This window comes from Psychromonas sp. L1A2 (assembly GCF_009828855.1).
Classification (GTDB): Bacteria; Pseudomonadota; Gammaproteobacteria; order Enterobacterales; family Psychromonadaceae; genus Psychromonas.
On record NZ_WUAG01000002.1, the window covers coordinates 776,570 to 796,314 of the forward strand.

Below are 19,745 nucleotides of genomic sequence, written 5' to 3' on the forward strand. Positions count from 1 at the left end.
AAAAGATAAAAAAAGGGAACTTAAGCTCCCTTTTTTATTGCTATTATCTAACCTAACTGTTTACGAACATTTCTAAACATCCGCATCCATGGGCTATCTTCTCTCCATTCATCAGGGTGCCAAGAGTTAGCAACCGTCCTGAATACTCGCTCCGGATGAGGCATCATGATTGTGACACGACCATCTTTCGAAGTAAGACCTGTAATACCATTTGGCGAACCATTTGGATTAGCTGGGTAAGCTTGAGTATTGTTACCATAGTTATCAATAAAGCGTAATGCAATAGTATCACTTGCCTCAATAGCAGCAAGATGTGAGCTATCTTTCACTTCTACACGGCCTTCACCATGAGAAACAGCAATTGGCATATGTGAACCCGCCATATCATTTAAGAACAATGAGTTAGACTTTTGCACTTCAACCAAACTAAAACGCGCTTCAAAACGTTCAGAGTTATTTCTAACAAAACGTGGCCATAAATCAGAACCTGGAATTAACTCATTAAGATTCGATAGCATTTGACAACCATTACAAACACCTAGTGCAAATGAATTCTCACGCTCAAAGAACGTTTGGAATTGGTTACGAGCTTGTTCATTAAACAAGATTGACTTAGCCCAACCTTCCCCTGCACCTAGTACATCGCCGTAAGAGAAACCACCACAAGCGACTAAGCCTGCAAAGTCTTCTAACTGAACATCACCCGATAAGACATCACTCATGTGAACATCAATCGCCGAGAAACCAGCACGGTTAAAGGCAGCCGCCATCTCTTGTTGAGAGTTTACACCTTGTTCACGTAGAATTGCCATACGAGGTTGAACACCTTTAGCAATATAAGGAGCAGCAACATCTTCGTTAATATCAAAGGTTAATTTAGTTGATAGGCCAGGATCTTTATCATCTAATTTAAGATCAAACTCTTGTTGTGCACATTCAGAGTTATCACGTAGCGATTGCATTTTAAGGGTTGTTTCAGCCCAGATTCCACGGAATTCAGCACGCTTAGCAGCTAAAACTTCTACCCCATCACGAATAAATTCGATTTTATCCGTTGTGTTTAATGAACCAATCACTAATGAACTTGATGATAAACCGTGTCCAGCCAGCGTATTTAAGACTGCTTCTTTATCTTCACGTTTAACTTGAATTACAGCGCCTAGTTCTTCTGAATATAGAGCAGAAAAATCATCACTACCTACTTGGTCAAGCTTAACCGTTACACCACAATGTCCAGCAAAAGCCATTTCAGTGATTGTTGAGAATAAGCCACCGTCACTTCTATCGTGGTAAGCTAATAATTTTTTATCTGCAACTAGTGTTTGTACGGCATTAAAGAACCCTTTTAATAATTCAGGATTATCTAAATCAGGTGTTGTTTGACCTAACTGCTTATAAACTTGCGCAAGTGATGAACCACCTAGACGATTTTTTCCATTACCAAGGTCAATTAAAATTAAATCAGTCTCACCTTGATCGGTACGTAATTGCGGTGTTACCGTATTACGAATATCACGAACCGCACCAAATGCAGTAATAATTAAAGACAATGGAGAGATAACTTCTTTCTCGCTACCGTCTTCTTCCTGCCAGCGCGTCTTCATTGACATTGAGTCTTTACCAACAGGAATAGTCAGTTCTAATTCAGGACATAACTCTTCACCAACGGCTTTAACCGCTTCATACAAACCAGCATCTTCACCAGGGTGACCCGTTGCAGACATCCAGTTAGCAGATAATTTAATGCGTTTGAAATCACCGATATCAGAACAAGCAATATTAGTAATTGATTCAGCCACCGCCAAACGAGCAGAAGCACCGAAATTAAGCAATGCAACAGGTGTACGTTCACCCAATGCCATCGACTCACCAAAGTAAGTATCATAACTTGCAGCAGTTACTGCACAATCGGCAACAGGTACTTGCCAAGGGCCAACCATTTGGTCTCGAGCCACTAAACCAGTAACAGTTCGGTCGCCAATAGTAATAAGGAAAGTTTTTTCAGCAATAGACGGTAAACGTAATAAACGTTCCGCCGCTTCTTTAACCGTTGCACCAGAAAGATCTAATGCTTTACCTTGAGCTGTTTGTGTTTTTACATCGCGATGCATTTTAGGCGCTTTACCTAATAATACTTCTAACGGCATATCGATTGGTTTGTTATCAAACTCAGCATCGTTAAGCGTTAAATGCATCTCTTCAGTTGCTTCACCGATCACAGCATATAATGCGCGTTCACGTTTACAAATGGCTTCAAAGGTTGCTAAGTTTTCAGGCTTAACCGCCATTACATAACGTTCTTGAGATTCGTTACACCAAATCTCATGCGGCGCCATACTTTTCTCATCATTTGGAATCGCACGTAGATCGAAAATACCACCACGTCCGCCATCATTCACAAGTTCAGGCATTGCATTTGACAATCCACCAGCACCGACATCGTGAATAAATTGGATTGGGTTATCTTCACCCATCTGCCAACAACGGTCGATCACTTCCTGACAACGACGTTCCATTTCTGGATTTTCACGTTGTACTGAAGCAAAATCTAAATCTTCTGATGAAGCACCTGAGTCCATTGATGATGCAGCACCACCACCTAAACCGATGTTCATTGCTGGGCCACCTAATACAATGAGCTTAGCCCCAACCGGAATTTCTTTCTTTTGGACATGTTCGCGGCGAATATTACCTAGGCCACCTGCCAACATAATTGGTTTGTGGTAACCACGGATCTCACTCCCATTATGGCTTTCAACTTGTTCTTCGTAAGTACGGAAGTAACCTAGGATATTTGGACGACCAAATTCATTATTGAATGCAGCTCCACCTAAAGGCGCCTCAAGCATAATGTCTAATGCAGAAACGATACGACTTGGTTTACCAAAATCAGTTTCCCATGGTTGCTCGAAGCTTGGAATACGTAGGTTAGAAACAGAGAAACCCACTAAACCTGCTTTTGGTTTAGAGCCAATACCTGTTGCGCCTTCATCACGAATTTCACCGCCAGAACCAGTTGCAGCGCCAGGGAAAGGTGAAATAGCCGTTGGATGGTTATGTGTTTCTACTTTCATCAAGATATCAATATCTTCATGGTGGTAGCCAAATTCACGGTCATCAACGCTTGGGAAGAAGCGACCTGCTTTGTAACCTTCCATTACCGCTGCGTTATCACTGTAGGCAGATAAAACATGTTCAGGATGTAATTCATGTGTATTACGAATCATTTTGAACAATGATTTAGGCTGTTTTTGGCCATCAATTGTCCAATCGGCATTGAAGATCTTATGACGACAATGCTCTGAGTTTGCCTGTGCAAACATCATTAATTCAATATCGTTAGGGTTACGACCTAACTTGATAAAGTTTTCAACTAAGTAATCTATTTCATCAGTTGCTAACGCTAAACCTAAGCTCACATTGGCTGTTTCTAACGCACTACGCCCTTGCCCTAAGACATCTACGCTAGTCATTTCACCAGGTTTGCCTTGCACAAATAACGTAGCCGCATCATCTAACGATGTTAATACCACTTCCATCATTCGGTCATGCAATAAACCTGTTAATGCTTTAATTTGTTCTGCATTTAATTCTGTAGCCGTTTCAACATAATAAGCAATACCACGCTCTAAGCGTTTTACTTTAGTTAAACCACAGTTTTTAGCAATGTCCGTTGCTTTTGATGACCAAGGCGAAATAGTGCCTGGGCGTGGCGTGACAAAGAGAAGTATCCCTACTGGGTCATGCTCTGCTATCTTCGGTCCGTAAGTTAATAGCTTTTGTAATACAGCTAACTCTTGGTCATTTAAAGAATCAGATAAATCTGCAGCATGCATAAATTCTGCATATATGCCTGTCACAGGTAAATCTAATGCTTCACAGTTTTTCAACAACTGATTAACACGAAATGTCGATAAGGCAGGTGCCCCTCGCAAAATTTCCATAGGTTATTACTCTCGTTGGATAAATAAATGAACTTGGGTTTAGCTCAATATTATAAAAGAAAAGCATTTTTTATTAAATAGAAACACTCTATAGTCTATGATAAATAACCCTCTTAATTGGTAAATAAATGGATATTTAAATCGTTTATTAGATAATCTACCAACTCTACTAACTGGATTGGCACATTTTGCTTATGAATAAACCTGTTTTTCTTTCCTGTATCGCGATCAAATTAAAATTATTTATAACCAGTGCATTGGTCTATTTGTTGAGTGCATGTAATCCATTTATACATACAACTCACTTAGAAGAGATGCAAACTCGCCAAACATTAATAATGGGAACCATCAATAGTTCATTAACATATAGTTACGATGGTGATAATTACAGTGGATTAGATTATGAACTAGGAAAGAAATTCGCTACTTATTTAAAATTGAAACTTGTTATTAAAGAATTTGATAATTTAGATGAGTTATTTACAGCATTAGAGAATGATGAGATTGATTTTGCAGGTGCTGGACTGACATTAACGCCAAAACGAGCAGAAAAATATCGTAGCTCACCGCCTTATTATTATTTATCTCAAAAACTTGTTTACCATAAAGGAACCTATCGACCGCGTGACATGTCTGATATCGATGCACCAATTAACGTATTAAAAGGTAGTAGCCATGAAGAAAATATTAATGAGTCTTTAGAAGAATACCCAGACCTTGTTATCAAGGTATTAGAGAATGAAGATCAAGAATCTTTATTACAAAAAATAGCTGAAAAAGAAATTGAATATGCCATCGTAGATAGTACAACGTTGGCCCAAAAACAACGTTATTACCCATCACTTGCCGAAGCATTCACTATCTATGAAAAACAACCTGTTGCTTGGTTAATACGCAAAGCACAAGATGACTCACTGTATTCTGCAATGATTGAATTCATGGGTAACCAATATAAATCAGGCACCATTGCAAAAATAGAAGAAAAGTATTTTGGTCATATTGGTGAATTTGATTATGTCGATACACGTACTTTCCTAAAAAGAATCGACAATAGATTACCTAAATACGAAAATCTGTTTAAAAAATATGCGACACCAGAAGTGCCATGGTTATTACTTGCATCAATCAGTTATCAAGAATCTCATTGGGACCCTAAAGCTCGCTCTCCAACGGGCGTCCGCGGAATGATGATGTTAACCCGTGATACAGCCAAATTTGTTAACGTTAAAAATCGCTTAGACCCAGAACAAAGTATTCAAGGAGGAGCAAAATACCTTTCTCAATTAATTCAGAGATTACCTGAAAGTATCCCGGCAGATGAAAAGATCTGGTTTGCTTTGGCATCTTATAATATTGGTTTAGGTCATTTACTTGATGTTCGAAGAATTACCAAAATGAAAAAACAAAACCCTGACTCATGGGCAGACGTAAAAGAAAACTTACCTTTATTACATCAACGTAAATGGTATACAAAAACACGTTATGGTTATGCTCGTGGACGAGAAGCAAAACACTATGTAGATAATATACGAGAATATTTAAAAACCTTAACGTGGCATGCCCAAGAGCAAGAGAAAGCACTTAAGATAGAAGCTGAGAAACAGGCCGAAATTGATAGACTTGCGGCTATTGAACAAGCAAAACAAGCTAAAATAGAAGCAGATAAACAAGCTGAAATTGATCGACTTGCCGCTATTGAACAAGCACAACAAGCTAAAATAGAAGCAGATAAACAAGCTGAAATTGAAAGGCTTGCCGCTATTGAAAAAGCAAAACAAGCTAAAATAGAAGCAGATAAACAAGCTGAAATTGATCGACTTGCCGCTATTGAAAAAGAAAAGCAAACGAGAGCGGAAGCTGAGAAAAAGGCTGAGGCTGAAAAATTAGCTGCTGCTGAAAAAGCGAAGCAAGCTAAAATAGAAGCAGAGAAAAAAGCAGAAATAGAAGATAAAATAAAAGCGATTGAGTTAGAAAAAAAAGCGATTACTGAAAAAATGAGTAAATAAGTTCTGCTCTGTTAGTAACAAGTAGTAACAAGAAAAATAATAAATAACGGCAAAATGATGACTGATAAAACGTCTCTATTTATATTCGCCACGTCTTACTAAATGACAGTCGATACCAGAGAAAATAGAGATGATCAGTTAACTATACCCGTTACTTTACTATTCAAGGTGCAACATTCAACAAGTAGTAAAGTGAACAAATTATAGGTAGAAAGAGAAAGTTATAACGGCTTAAATCGCCCCTTTCTAATAACAAATATATTTGGATTCCAAGCTAATCACAGAACAAAGCAACTTGACCGGTACTGGGTATAAATCAATAAAAACTGACTTACATTAATCATATTAATTTAACTTCTGTTTCATAACTCAAAACCCAAAAAACAAAAAACAAAAAACAAAAAAACACTAAAACCTATCAAATCGATAAATACAATCGATTTTACCTATCTAACTATTTGAAATATTATTACCACATAAACTAAACACGATGACCAAGGTAAAAATATGAATAAGCAAACAGTTAAACAAATCATGCGCAAACAACCGATAACTATTCAATGTAAAACACCATTAACAGAAATCATTCATATTTTAGTCACAAGCCAACAAGCTCAACTACCAGTCATTAATAAGAATAAACAACTGATTGGTATGGTGTCACTTATCGATTGCCAAACAGCATTATTAATTAGTGCTTATCATTGTGATAAACCAGTAACAGTGAACGATGTTATGAAAGAAGAATTTACTTTTTTAAATGAAGATGAAGATTTGTCTGAAGTGGCGATCAATACCCAAAAACAAACGGAGAATATTTTCCCTGTTCTTAAAGACGGTAAATTAATTGCTATTTTAAGACGTACTGATTTATTGGTACATCTACAAAAGAATCTGTCTCTCTGCTCAAAAGCTCAGTAAAGCTACAAATATACTCTATACCCCTTACCATTCAAGGTGCAAAATTCAGCAAGTAGTGAGTTGATGTGAAATGAAGAAAGGTGAGGTGAACAGATGCTAGGCAGAAAGAGGAAGATCTAACGGGTTAAATTGTCACTTTCTAACAACGAAGATGTTTGCTTCAAAGCTTGCTCTCTGGGTCGTTAGCTTGAAAACCAACTCTGCATTGTAATCTCCGATAATAACTAATCATTGTCATCATGTTGTACCTTGATTTGGAGTTCAAGTTAACGACTCAACAAAACATGGTGAACGGCAACGGGTATAAAAACTTAATATATTAAAATTTATTAGCATTACGATTTCATTATCCAGAATTGAAGTTAGTGATTAAAAAACAACGGCAGATAAGAAAAATCTTTTATTTGCCGTTTTCAGAGCTTCAAGTCATCCATTAAATTTTTTATTTCCTGAACCTTTCAACTCCTCGCTGATCATTTATATTCTTATTAATAGACCTATTTTATATAACAACTACTCCACTCAAACAATTAATTATGTACTTGAAATAAAAGAAAAATTTTACAATTATAGATTAAATAAAAATTTCTTTATGCAAAGCAACTGTACAAAACAAGCAAACAAAGGCAGAGTGCACACCCTTTTAAGTAATGAGTAAGTAATTATGAATGTTCTGTTGGCTATGTTGGCCGCTTTTTTATGGGGTACAACCTACGCAGTTACACAATATTCTTTACCTGGTTGGCCTCCATTATTATTAGGTGCAATACGTGCTCTACCTGCCGGATTATTATTACTTGCGATTAAGCCGAGTATGCCAGAAGCAAAACATTGGCCTATTTTAGTACGTTTAGGTTCAATCAATATTGCACTATTTTTCGGCTTGTTATTTATCATGGCTCAAACTCTACCTTCAGCAATATCAGGTGTAGGCATGGTTTCGCTTCCTGTCTTTGCCATGTTTTATTACTGGCTATTACACAAAAAGAAGCCTACAAAAATACAATTTATATCCGGCATAACCTTAATTACATTAGCATGGTTTTTATTTGATCCTTTGAATTTAACACTCAACCCAGTGGGTCTAATTGCGATGATTGCTGCACTGGCGAGTATTGTAATTGGTAGTAATATCATTCAAGGCTTAAGAGGTAAAATGCACTGGTGGTCAGTACTCTGTTGGCAATTAATTATTGGTGGCAGTATATTAACGGTTATTGCTTTTGCTCATGCCCTGTCATCGCCAACTCAATATATCTCAGTTTTAAAGAACATTAGTTTACTTAATGTAATCGGCTTAGCTTGGTTAGTTTTCCTCAATACAATATTAGCTTATGGTTTATATGTTTGGTTAATGAGTCGAATGTCAGTCGTAGAGTTTACTTTTGCCGGTATTAGTAACCCAGTTGCCGGTATTTTAATGGGGCTCATATTAGTGGGAGATCAATTTACACTCAACCAATACCTTCTAATGGCATTAATTATTGCCACATCATTAATTGGCTCATTGCTCAGTACTTACTACGAACGTAAAAAACTCAAAGAAAATAAAAGTAGCCTCTAATAAAATGACTTTACTGATAGCTATTAACTTTCATTTATCGTTATCAGTAACACCTGTCTAATATTAATAAACTTATATCAATTGGTATTAGATAAGTAATCTAACTAAAAAATATAGCAAGGCTAAAAACATACCCAAAACAGACCACCAGTTAACAACTCAACCTTATTTATCGTGGTAGTTAAACTCTCAGTAAAACCTACTTAAAAGTTAATATAACCTGCTCTTTGAATAGTGGAAGGGTGATATTATTAAATACCAATCCATTATATTTTTATATCATACCGAGCCCTTAGTTTTATGTAGTTCAAGGTAAATCATCAAAACAATAATTTGTTATTGGGGGGCGATTTAACACAAAAACACCTGAAAATAACAGCGCGGCATCGATTTGCTTTTCCAATATTAAGGTTAATATAAGAATGGAAAGCCCAAAAAATCAAAATAAAACCCTATAAATACAAATTAAGTCTTATTTCTACCCATTAATATTTGCGATAAAAATCAAATAAACATATAAATATTAATACGCTTTAATTAATGCTTACCTCTACAGTCGTTAAATAAAAAAGTTAAATAACAAGGTTAGATAACAAAGTAAGTCTGGTAGTAATACAAAGCAAAGTTATCAAAAGTATTATAAGAGAAGCGTTTTAACCATTTAAAAAGACACACGCAATATGATAAAAAATAAAACCTTACACTCAAATATTAAAGCTAAACGACTTATTCAGATATTCTGGGCAGTAGAACTCACCTTATTTTTGTCATCTATTCAAAAGGTTTATCTTGGAGAGTATTTTCATTCATTTTTGATTGTGCTTACCAATATCATTCTTATCGCTGTCTACCTCTTAGCTAAGCAGCAAAAAGTACAATTTGCCGCTACCTTAGCCCTCTCAGTGATGACTATTTTTGCGACTTTTTTTATGTGGGCTCACGGTGGTATTTATGATCCAATATTATTAGCCTACCCTTGTCTTTTAATCGTAGCCTCAATGGTAGGGTATAAAAAATTATTTATTAGTTTAATTACTTTTATGAGTATATCTATTTTATTGAACACCATTGTTAATTATCAGGGATGGTACATCAATGAGATCGATACAAACTATATAGACAGTTCAATAACCATCTCATTGATCATTTTGTTGATTAGTTCTATTTCTTGGATGGTTTATTCTGACTTTCACATATTGTGGAATCAATTATCGGATGAACATACACAAGCATTGGCATCAAAAAAGAAAATAGAAAAGTTAATACACCATGATATTTTAACGGGTTTACCTAACAGAATGATGGCCCATAGTATTTTTAAAGAAGCAACGTCCAAAAACAACAAAAAAGTGTGCTTGATGTTTATTGATATAGATAACTTCAAACAAGTAAATGATGGATTAGGCCATAAAACAGGTGATGAATTACTAAAAGAGTTATCTAAAAGACTCAGTAATGAAATGAAAAATTTGGACTTTGTATGTCGTTTTGCTGGTGATGAATTTGTTATTATTCTTCAGTCAGCAAAAGATGAAGAAGTTATTTCTCAGGTGGCACATAATATCATTAAAACAATAAGAGCCCCTTTTCGATATCAGAATCATGAATTATTCTGCACTTGTTCTATTGGCATTTCGGTCTTTCCAAGTGACGGTGTAGAGTTTGATGCCTTAATTCAAAATGCTGATACCGCCATGTATCATTCAAAATCAATTGGAGGGAATAGTTTTCATTTTTTTAATACTTACATGGACCGCCAAGGGCACAATTATATAGCTGTGGTGACAGACTTAAGGAAGGCATTGAAAGAGCAGCAGTTCGTTCTCTACTTTCAACCTCAAATTGATTTACTAACCCAAAACATCATTGGTGCAGAAGCATTAATTCGCTGGAACCATCCTAAAAAAGGCTTATTATTTCCTGACTCATTTATTCCACAAGCAGAAAAATCTGGGTTAATTGTAGAAATTGGTGAATGGGTTTTATACTCCGCATGTGTTACTTGCAAATCATTTATTGAACTTGGCTTTAATGATTTTTCAATCGCAGTAAATGTTTCACCCCAACAGTTTAAACGTAATAATTTTTATAAAATAGTGCAGTCAGTCCTGAAAATAACAGGATTACCAGCACGGCATTTAGAGCTTGAAATGACAGAGTCATTACTCGTTGATAAGTCAGATGAACTAAAGCAAACCCTTAAAAGTTTAAGCGATCTTGGTGTTAGCTTTTCGATTGATGACTTTGGAACGGGATATTCAAATTTGAGTTATTTACAAGCATTTGAAATTGAAGTGCTTAAGATTGACCGAACATTTGTTAAAGATATAGAACAAAACCCTAAAAATAAGGCCTTAGTTACCGCGATTATTCAAATGGCTAAAGGGCTTTCTTTACGCACTGTTGCAGAAGGTGTTGAAAGCCAGGAAGTAGCAAGTCTACTAAAGACATTACACTGCGATAGTGGCCAAGGGTATTATTGGGCTAAGGCTCTTCCTGAGAAAGAATTTATAGCATTTTCAAAAAAGTATGCGACTACATATGACTAATAGTTTAATTCTAAATAATAAGAATTTGCCAAGTTCAAGTTAATGGCGACTAAAGGGGAATTTAAATTAGTCTTTCTTTTCAATCGTCACTTGAATATTTTTACTATTACCTGCAAACCATTTTTGCACATATAAACTACCAACAATCGGAGCAGTCCCCTCTTCAGGCACTTCTTTATAGCGAACACTATTTTTAGTTTCTTTTTCAATTTCAAAATTAATGACTTTACTAGACATTATCTTTTTCTCCTTTGTTTGCTTTCTTTAAGGCTTTCTTCTCTTTACGTCGACGTTTAAAAAAATCACTTATTTTATTCGCACATTGCTCGTCATAGAGTCCAGATGTAACGTCAACTTGATGGTTTAACTTATCGTTACAAACCAAATTAAAGACACTGCCTGCCGCCCCTGTCTTATAATCTCCAGCACCATAAACCAAGCGTTTAATACGGGCATGAACGATTGCTCCTGCACACATAGGGCAAGGCTCTAATGTCACATACAAAGTACAGTCAGTAAGACGATAATTTTGCAAAGCTTTACCAGCCTTGCCTATCGCTATAATTTCCGCATGAGCACAGGCATTGTGATCTAAAATAGAGAGGTTCCAGCCTTCACCAACAATTTGGTTATCTTTAACTAATACAGCACCAACAGGAATTTCTCCTACTGCTTCTGCTTTATCAGCCAATGATAACGCATGTAACATCCAATCCTGATCTGTGTAATCATCTGTTTTTACTGCTTCAGTACTTTGTTCATTCATAATGTAATTCATAGACTTTGTTCATATATAGTTCATATATATAGTTCATATACGTAGTTCATATACGTAGTTCATATACGTAGTTCATATACGTAGTTCATATACGTAGTTCATATACGTAGTTCATATACGTAGTTCATATACGTAGTTCATATACGTAGTTCATATACGTAGTTCATATACGTAGTTCATATACGTAGTTCATATACGTAGTTCATATACGTAGTTCATATACGTAGTTCATATACGTAGTTCATATACGTAGTTCATATACGTAGTTCATATACGTAGTTCATATACGTAGTTCATATACGTAGTTCATATACGTAGTTCATTTTATATTCTGTATATATCGTATGCTTAGATAACATAACTTGAAAATATATTCCTTATAAAATAAATGAATAATATAACGAGGTTAATTCAACGCCATACATTAAATATACCCAACCAGCGATGGCTAAATATGGGCCGAATGGCAAAGGTCTGCTTTGCTTGTCTTTTGATGCTAAAAGTACTGCAATGCCAATAATGGCACCAGCAAATGAAGATAAAATAATAATTAACGGCAGCGCTTGCCATCCAAACCAAGCACCTAATGCAGCCAGTAATTTAAAATCACCGTACCCCATGCCCTCTTTGCCCGTTAATAATTTAAAAGCCCAATAGATAGACCACAACGTTAGATAACCAAAAGCAGCACCTAAAACAGCATCTTGTAAACCAATAAATGTACCTGACATATTAATTAACAAACCCAACCATATTAATGGCAAAGTTAGTTGATCAGGTAATAACATCGTATCAAAATCAATAAAGGTTAAACTAATTAATACCCAAGTAAAAATTAATGCATATAAAACAGGCCAACCAAAAGGAATAATGTAAGCAACGGCTAATGACATTAAACCTGTCAGCAGTTCTATACTCGGATAACGGACAGGTATTTTACAATCGCAATGCTTACAACGACCTTTTTGTAGCAACCAGCTTACCAATGGAATATTTTCCAGTGAGCCAATTAAATGGCTACACTTAGGACAACGAGACCGAGGTAATACTAAATTAAAAGTAGATTGTTCGACCTTGATATTGGCATCAGGGAAGCATTCAGCACACTCAGCTTCCCAACTTCTTTGCATCATTACAGGTAAACGATAAATCACAACATTTAAAAATGAACCAACCAATAAGCCTAAAACTAAAATCAGACCAAAATAGAAAGATGGAACTTGCTCCATCAACATGATCACTTCATTCATAATTGCCTTTACTTTTTAATGAGTTACTTGGGTTAATTGTTTTTATTAATAATATGGATTAACTTACTGTAGGTGCACAAATTTCGTCATCTACAAAAAAGTAAGCAATCTCACGAGCAGCAGACTCAGGACTATCTGAACCATGAACCGCATTGTAACGAGTTGATTCTGCAAAATCTGCACGGATAGTACCAGGTGCGGCTTGAGTGGGATCCGTTTTACCAATTAACTCACGGTAAGCTGGAATAATATTTTCACCTTGCAACACTAAAAGCATGGTCGGTCCAGACGTCATGAATTCTACAAGTGGTTCATAAAACTCTCTGCCTTCATGCTCTGCATAAAAACCTTCAGCTTGCTCTCTTGTTAACTGCATCATTTTTGCAGCAACAATAGTAAACTTTGCACTTTCAAAACGTTGTAAAATAGTACCTGTAAGTTGTTTACTAACAGCATCGGGTTTAATCATGGAAAGTGTTCTTTCTAATGGCATAATAGCTCCTTAAATCAAATTAATTGTAAGTGCAATATACCCCGTATAGATAGTAGCTATCAATAACAACATAACTACAGGGGAAGTTAATATCACATTTAATTAATATAGGTGAGTATTTATCGAACAGAGAGATGCTTTCCAATAAAAATACTTAAGGACATTCATCATCAAACGTTACCTTTCCTCATCACGATTAAAAAAGAGCATTGTATTTAGCATTTTATTATTTATCACATTAATACTTTTATCTCGCTTTTTGCCAAAAAGTCCATCAAAGATGACCTTGATAGATCAGCAACAAAGTCATTACTTTTCAACTTGCCCTGCATTAGCAAATATTCAAATAACACAAACGACGGATTCTCTTTCTAGCCCTTTTTCATTATTAAACTGGAATATTTATAAACAACAAAATCCACAATGGTCTACAAAATTAAATGAATGGGCTTCTCAAGCTGACTTAATTACATTACAAGAAGCAAAATATGATCAAGCGTTGATCGACTTTAGTCAGCAACAACAACTTACTTATTTTCAAAATATCGCTTTTAACTATAAAAATGATAGTTATGGTGTGAGTACATCTAGTCGAGTACAGGCTTCACAGGCTTGCGGTACTCGATACCCAGAACCTTGGACGATGGTCCCTAAAACAGGTATTGCTACTATTTATCCAATTGCTGATACAGTACTTGAAAGTTCATCGAGCATCAGTTCAAAAGAGTCATTATTATTAATCAATTTACATGGGGTAAACTTCACCTTCACTGCAGAACCATTAAAAGCACAAGTCAGCCCTTATTTACAACTAATTAAGCAACATAAAGGGCCTATTCTGATTAGTGGTGACTTTAATACTTGGAGTGAAGATCGAACAACGGAAATCATCGATACGTTGGTAAACGAAGGTTTTAATGAAACACAATTCACTAAAGACAAACGTCTGATCGTATTCGGTCTTCCCTTGGATCATGTATTTTATCGAGGATTAACGCTGATTAAAGCACAAAGCATTTCCACCATTGCCTCAGACCATAGCCCACAATTAGTCACCTTTGCTTTACCAAAATAAAGATAAATATTGAAAAAATAATATTTGAAAGGTGAAGAACAGCAACAGAATCGCGCAGCGCTTAATTGGCAAGGCCTTTATAGCTTAAACAGTTGATTTTTTTAGAAGTATCTAGAGGACATTTGGAACGGTACACGAGACTAAAAAAAACATGACCCCAGCCCTTAATTGGCAAGGTCTTTATAACTTAGATAATTGAATTTATTTAGAAGTGTTGAGATGAAATTTGGAGCGGTACACGAGACTAAAAAAACACATGACCCCAGCCCTTAATTGGCAAGGTCTTGATAATTTAGATAATTGAATTTATTTAGAAGTGTTGAGATGAAATTTGGAGCGGTACACGAGACTAAAAAAACACATGACCCCAGCCCTTAATTGGCAAGGTCTTGATAATTTATATAATTGAATTTATTTAGAATTGTTGAGATGAAATTTGGAGCGGTACACGAGACTCGAACTCGTGACCCCGACCTTGGCAAGGTCGTGCTCTACCAACTGAGCTAGTACCGCTTCATAATTTAGTTTTATATATTAGCTTGGAGCGGTACACGAGACTCGAACTCGTGACCCCGACCTTGGCAAGGTCGTGCTCTACCAACTGAGCTAGTACCGCTTCATATAAAACTATTTGGAAAAATAAGTTACAAGGTATTTAACAAAATATCTTATAAAATTGGAGCGGTACACGAGACTCGAACTCGTGACCCCGACCTTGGCAAGGTCGTGCTCTACCAACTGAGCTAGTACCGCATCACATTTTCCTGCAACAAACTTTCTTATAAAGAAAAAAGGTACTTGGTAATACCTGTTCGTTACGAGGTGCGAATTATAGAGATGGCGTTAATGATTGCAAGCTTTTTTTAGCTATTTTAGTCTCAACAAAGCTTGTATGTAGAGTTTTTAAACAAATCCTAAAAAGCTTGCTCAAAAACCAACCTAATAGTTGAAAAAATGCTTTTGGTAATGCTGTAACTCTGAAATTGACTCTTTAATATCTTGTAAGGCTAAATGTGTCCCGGTTTTTTTATGAGCTTCAACCATTTCAGGCGCCCAACGACGACCTAATTCTTTTACTGTACTCACATCAATATTTCGGTAGTGGAAAAAAGCTTCTAACGTCGGCATATGTTTAACCATAAAACGACGATCTTGACCAATACTGTTTCCGCATAAAGGAGCTACTCCAGCAGGAACCCACTCTTGTAAAAATGCTAACGTTTCTTGTTCTGCTTGTTCGCAACTGATTTTACTTGCTTTTACTCGTGCTGTTAGCCCTGATTTACCGTGATGCTCTGTGCACCATTCATCCATCGCATTTAATGCAGCATCACTTTGATGAATAACAAACTGTGGGCCTTCAGCTAAAATATTTAAATCGCTATCCGTAACTATCGTTGCAATTTCAATAATTTTATCGCTATCAGGATTTAACCCTGTCATTTCTAAATCAATCCATACCAAATTATTTTTGTTCATTTTGATAACCGCCCTTTTCTATTGATGAATAGCTTAATTATGTGGAAAATATAGTATGATACGCCATTCAAATCGCCAGTGTAGCAAAGGAAGCCTGTGACTAAGAAGAAAAAACTCAGTAAAAACCAAATTCGTCGTGTTCAAAGCAATCACAATAAACGCTTAACACCTAAAAACGATAAACAATGGGATGAGTCTGAACTGGGTCCACAACTGGAAGGTTTAGTCGTAAGCCGATTTGGACAGCATGCTGATATTGAAGATCAAGAAGGCAAAGTAGAACGTTGTACTCTACGTCGTTCAATCCGCTCTCTCGTTACTGGTGACAGAGTAGTATGGCGAGCAGGTAAAGAATCACATCAGGGCATTAGCGGCGTTATCGAAGCGGTGCATCCGCGTAAAACGGTATTAACACGTCCAGATTATTATGATGGTATTAAACCAATTGCAGCTAATATCGACCACATTATCATTGTTAGCTCTATCGCACCTGAATTCTCCCGTAATATTATTGACCGCTACTTAGTGGCTTGCGAAGATATTGGCATCACGCCTATTATCGTTTTAAATAAGGTTGATTTACTAGATGATGAATCAGCAAAAATTATTGATAAAGAATTACAAAGCTACCGTGATATTGGCTATCACGTACTTTACAGTTCAATGCACGGTACAGGGTTAGATGCTTTAAAGTCAGTAATGAAAGACAAAATTAATATCTTTGTTGGTCAATCTGGCGTGGGTAAAACATCATTATTAAATATGTTATTACCAGAAGTAGAAGCCGTGACTGGCGAGATATCCGAAGGATCCGGTCTTGGTAAACATACAACGACAACGGCACGCTTATATCATTTCAGCGATGGAGGTGATTTAATCGACAGCCCAGGGATCCGAGAGTTTTCACTATGGCATTTAGAAGCAGAACGTATTGCCAGTGGATTTATAGAATTTAGAGAGTACTTAGGTAACTGTCGTTTTCGTGATTGTAAACATCAAGCAGATCCTGGGTGTGCACTAGTTGAAGCGGTTGAAAATGGGCATATAGACAACGCTCGATTTAAGAGTTTCTTGCGTATTTTAGAAACCATGGATGATGCCAAAAATGCACGTCACCGAGATCCTAATGTTTATTAAACATTAAGTTTAATGACTGTATTTAATGATATTAGTCGTTAGCGATATAAAATTAATTATGTGATAAAAGAATAACAATACTCACAACACTAACAATAGAGAGTTTTAAAATGAGCGGTAAACTAAAAATTATTGGCCAATATATTTTACCCAAACACTCGGTGACTTTCATCGCAGGTAAATTAGCTAATGCTAAAATGGGCAAATTTACGACTTTTTTAATTACTCAGTTTATTAAAAAGTTCAAAATAGATATGAGCGAAGCAAAATATTCAGAACCTTCTGACTTTGCCACTTTTAATGATTTCTTCACACGTGAATTAAAAGAAGATGTCCGTACAATTATTGAAGGCGATCAAAATCTAGCCACACCAGTAGATGGCTGTGTTAGTCAACAAGGTGATATTAAATCAGGTCGTATTTTTCAAGCAAAAGGACATGATTTTAGCCTACGAGAATTATTAGGCGGTCGTGATGATGTAGCTGCACCTTTTGATGATGGTATCTTTTCAACAGTTTATTTAGCACCTAAAGATTACCACCGTATTCATATGCCAATCACCGGTAAATTAGAACAGATGATCTTTATACCAGGTGACTTATTCTCAGTTAATCCATTAACGGCACAAAATGTTCCTAACTTATTTGCACGTAATGAACGTGCTGTTGCCATTTTCTCTACGGCAATCGGGCCAATGGCGATGGTTTTAGTGGGCGCTACGATTGTTGGTAGTATTGAAACTGTATGGGAAGGCACATTAAAAGCTCAAAAAAATAAAGAGCTTCAATACTGGGATTACCAAGACCAAGAGATCATCTTAGAAAAAGGGGCTGAAATGGGGCGCTTTAAACTAGGCAGTACTATTGTTGCTTTATTCCCTAAAGACAGTATTGAATTTAGTGAAGATCTAGCACCTTCAAGTGTAACGCGTTTAGGTGAGTTATTTGCAACAGTAAAGCAAACCGCTGAATAAAGAAATTAAGTAGAAAAACCAATAATAACAAGGGTTGTAATGTCAAACATATCGAGTGAACAATATTTAAAGAAAATCTTATTAGCACCAATTTATGAAGCGGCTATCGAGACTAAACTACAACCTTTAAATAAGCTATCTGCACGTCTAGATAATCACATATTATTAAAACGCGAAGATTTACAGCCAGTACATTCATTTAAATTACGCGGCGCTTACAATAAGTTATCAAGCCTGAGTGAACAGCAGAAAAAAAATGGTGTGATTGCCGCATCAGCAGGCAACCATGCTCAAGGTTTAGCATTATCTGCACAAAAAATGGGTGTCAAAGCAACCATCGTTATGCCTAAAACGACGCCAGATATTAAAGTGAGTTCTGTACGTAGTTTTGGTGCGACGGTTGTCTTAACAGGTGACTCTTTTGACGCAGCAAACGCTTATTCATTAGCCTTAGCAAAAGAGCACGGTTATACCTTGATCCACCCTTTTGATGATCCAGATATTATTGCAGGGCAAGGAACCGTAGGAAAAGAGCTTTTACAACAAGATGCTCACCTAGACAAAATATTTGTACCGGTAGGCGGCGGTGGTTTAGCAGCAGGTATCGCTGTTTATATCAAACAACTATTACCACACATTCAAGTGATTGCAGTAGAACCTGAAGATGCAGCTTGTTTAAAAGCAGCATTAGCTGCAGGTAAGCCAGTGACATTACCAAAAGTAGGTTTATTTGCAGATGGCGTGGCGGTAAAAACAATTGGCCAAGAAACATTCCGTTTATGCCAGCAATATATTGACGATGTTGTTACTGTGAGTAGTGATGAAATCTGTGCTGCAGTAAAGGATATTTTTGATGATACACGTGCTATTGCAGAGCCTGCAGGTGCATTATCACTAGCGGGCTTAAAGAAATACACTCAACAGCATCAAATAAAGGATCAACGTTTAGCGGCTATTTTAAGTGGTGCAAACGTTAACTTCCACGGCTTACGTTATGTATCAGAAAGATGTGAATTAGGCGAACATAACGAAAGTATTTTGGCTGTCACAATTCCAGAGCAACAAGGGGCATTTTTAGCGTTTTGTAATGAGCTTGATGGACGTGCAATCACAGAGTTTAATTATCGTTATAGCGATAGTAAACAAGCCAATATTTTTGTTGGCGTGAGAACACCACAAGGTATTGATGAACTAACAAGTTTAACTGATAAGCTAACTGTTGCAGGCTACTCTGTTACCGATTTAAGTCAAGATGAAACCGCTAAGCTACATGTGCGTTATATGGTGGGAGGTGTTCCTTCACAGCAGTTAACCGAGCGGTTATATAGTTTTGAATTTCCAGAGCATCCTAATGCATTGTTAAAATTTTTAAACCTATTGGGGATGCATGCCAACATTACTTTATTCCATTACCGAAATCACGGTGCTGCATATGGGCAAGTGTTAGCGGGGTTTGAAGTCGATGATTCACAAGTTGCAGAGTTTAGTGAACACTTAGATGCATTAGGCTATAACTATAAAGATGAAACGTTGAATCCTGCATATCGATACTTTTTGTCACATACAAATAACTAG

Annotated in this window: 14 protein-coding genes and 3 tRNA genes; 8 read left to right on the forward strand and 9 right to left on the reverse strand. The window is 36.4% G+C overall.

The window, feature by feature from the left end:
* Nucleotides 1-47: 47 nt before the first annotated feature.
* Nucleotides 48-3,944, reverse strand: coding sequence for a phosphoribosylformylglycinamidine synthase (gene purL / locus GQR59_RS13815; protein WP_160063653.1), 3,897 nt, complete (start codon nt 3,942-3,944; stop codon nt 48-50).
* 194 nt (nt 3,945-4,138) lie between these two features.
* Between purL and mltF the strand changes: the two genes are divergently transcribed.
* The 4 genes from mltF (at nt 4,139) to GQR59_RS13835 (ending at nt 10,984) form a co-directional block, all read left to right on the forward strand.
* Nucleotides 4,139-5,950, forward strand: coding sequence for a membrane-bound lytic murein transglycosylase MltF (gene mltF, locus GQR59_RS13820; RefSeq protein WP_160063655.1), 1,812 nt, complete (start codon nt 4,139-4,141; stop codon nt 5,948-5,950).
* Between the two features lie 507 nt (nt 5,951-6,457).
* Nucleotides 6,458-6,871, forward strand: coding sequence for a CBS domain-containing protein (locus tag GQR59_RS13825; protein ID WP_160063657.1), 414 nt, complete (start codon nt 6,458-6,460; stop codon nt 6,869-6,871).
* 664 nt (nt 6,872-7,535) lie between these two features.
* Nucleotides 7,536-8,435, forward strand: coding sequence for a DMT family transporter (locus GQR59_RS13830; protein ID WP_160063659.1), 900 nt, complete (start codon nt 7,536-7,538; stop codon nt 8,433-8,435).
* A gap of 680 nt (nt 8,436-9,115) precedes the next feature.
* Complete coding sequence (locus tag GQR59_RS13835; RefSeq protein WP_160063661.1) at nt 9,116-10,984, forward strand: putative bifunctional diguanylate cyclase/phosphodiesterase; 1,869 nt, start codon at nt 9,116-9,118, stop codon at nt 10,982-10,984.
* A 66-nt stretch (nt 10,985-11,050) separates the two neighbouring features.
* On the opposite strand, the gene GQR59_RS18525 is transcribed toward GQR59_RS13835, so the two are convergent.
* The 4 genes from GQR59_RS18525 to ndk all read right to left on the reverse strand — a co-directional run bounded on the left by GQR59_RS18525 (nt 11,051) and on the right by ndk (nt 13,505).
* Nucleotides 11,051-11,221, reverse strand: coding sequence for a hypothetical protein (locus GQR59_RS18525; RefSeq protein WP_170968573.1), 171 nt, complete (start codon nt 11,219-11,221; stop codon nt 11,051-11,053).
* Nucleotides 11,214-11,762 (reverse strand): tRNA adenosine(34) deaminase TadA, encoded by a 549-nt coding sequence (gene tadA / locus GQR59_RS13840; protein ID WP_236546769.1) that lies wholly within the window; start codon nt 11,760-11,762, stop codon nt 11,214-11,216. The genes GQR59_RS18525 and tadA overlap by 8 nt, the downstream gene beginning before the upstream one ends.
* A 377-nt stretch (nt 11,763-12,139) precedes the next feature.
* Complete coding sequence (locus tag GQR59_RS13845) at nt 12,140-13,012, reverse strand: prepilin peptidase (RefSeq protein WP_160063663.1); 873 nt, start codon at nt 13,010-13,012, stop codon at nt 12,140-12,142.
* Nucleotides 13,013-13,070: 58 nt separating this feature from the next.
* Nucleotides 13,071-13,505: a nucleoside-diphosphate kinase gene (ndk, locus tag GQR59_RS13850; protein WP_160063665.1), complete on the reverse strand. Its 435-nt coding sequence runs from the start codon at nt 13,503-13,505 to the stop codon at nt 13,071-13,073.
* Between the two features lie 220 nt (nt 13,506-13,725).
* Here ndk and GQR59_RS13855 point away from each other — a divergent pair, with 220 nt between their 5' ends.
* Entirely contained in the window at nt 13,726-14,580 is an 855-nt protein-coding gene (locus GQR59_RS13855) for an endonuclease/exonuclease/phosphatase family protein (protein ID WP_160065200.1), read from the forward strand.
* A 437-nt stretch (nt 14,581-15,017) separates the two neighbouring features.
* On the opposite strand, the gene GQR59_RS13860 is transcribed toward GQR59_RS13855, so the two are convergent.
* From GQR59_RS13860 to orn, 4 genes are all read right to left on the reverse strand, one after another.
* Nucleotides 15,018-15,093 (reverse strand) — tRNA-Gly (locus tag GQR59_RS13860).
* Nucleotides 15,094-15,120: 27 nt separating this feature from the next.
* Nucleotides 15,121-15,196 (reverse strand) — tRNA-Gly (locus GQR59_RS13865).
* Nucleotides 15,197-15,257: 61 nt separating this feature from the next.
* A tRNA-Gly gene (locus tag GQR59_RS13870) sits at nt 15,258-15,333 on the reverse strand.
* A gap of 186 nt (nt 15,334-15,519) precedes the next feature.
* Nucleotides 15,520-16,065 (reverse strand): oligoribonuclease, encoded by a 546-nt coding sequence (orn, locus tag GQR59_RS13875; RefSeq protein ID WP_236546820.1) that lies wholly within the window; start codon nt 16,063-16,065, stop codon nt 15,520-15,522.
* A 90-nt stretch (nt 16,066-16,155) separates the two neighbouring features.
* On the opposite strand from orn, the gene rsgA reads away from it, so the two are divergent.
* The 3 genes from rsgA (at nt 16,156) to ilvA (ending at nt 19,745) form a co-directional block, all read left to right on the forward strand.
* Entirely contained in the window at nt 16,156-17,196 is a 1,041-nt protein-coding gene (gene rsgA / locus GQR59_RS13880; protein ID WP_160063669.1) for a small ribosomal subunit biogenesis GTPase RsgA, read from the forward strand.
* 110 nt (nt 17,197-17,306) lie between these two features.
* Nucleotides 17,307-18,170, forward strand: coding sequence for an archaetidylserine decarboxylase (asd, locus tag GQR59_RS13885; RefSeq protein WP_160063671.1), 864 nt, complete (start codon nt 17,307-17,309; stop codon nt 18,168-18,170).
* A 39-nt stretch (nt 18,171-18,209) separates the two neighbouring features.
* Nucleotides 18,210-19,745, forward strand: coding sequence for a threonine ammonia-lyase, biosynthetic (gene ilvA, locus GQR59_RS13890; protein WP_160063673.1), 1,536 nt, complete (start codon nt 18,210-18,212; stop codon nt 19,743-19,745).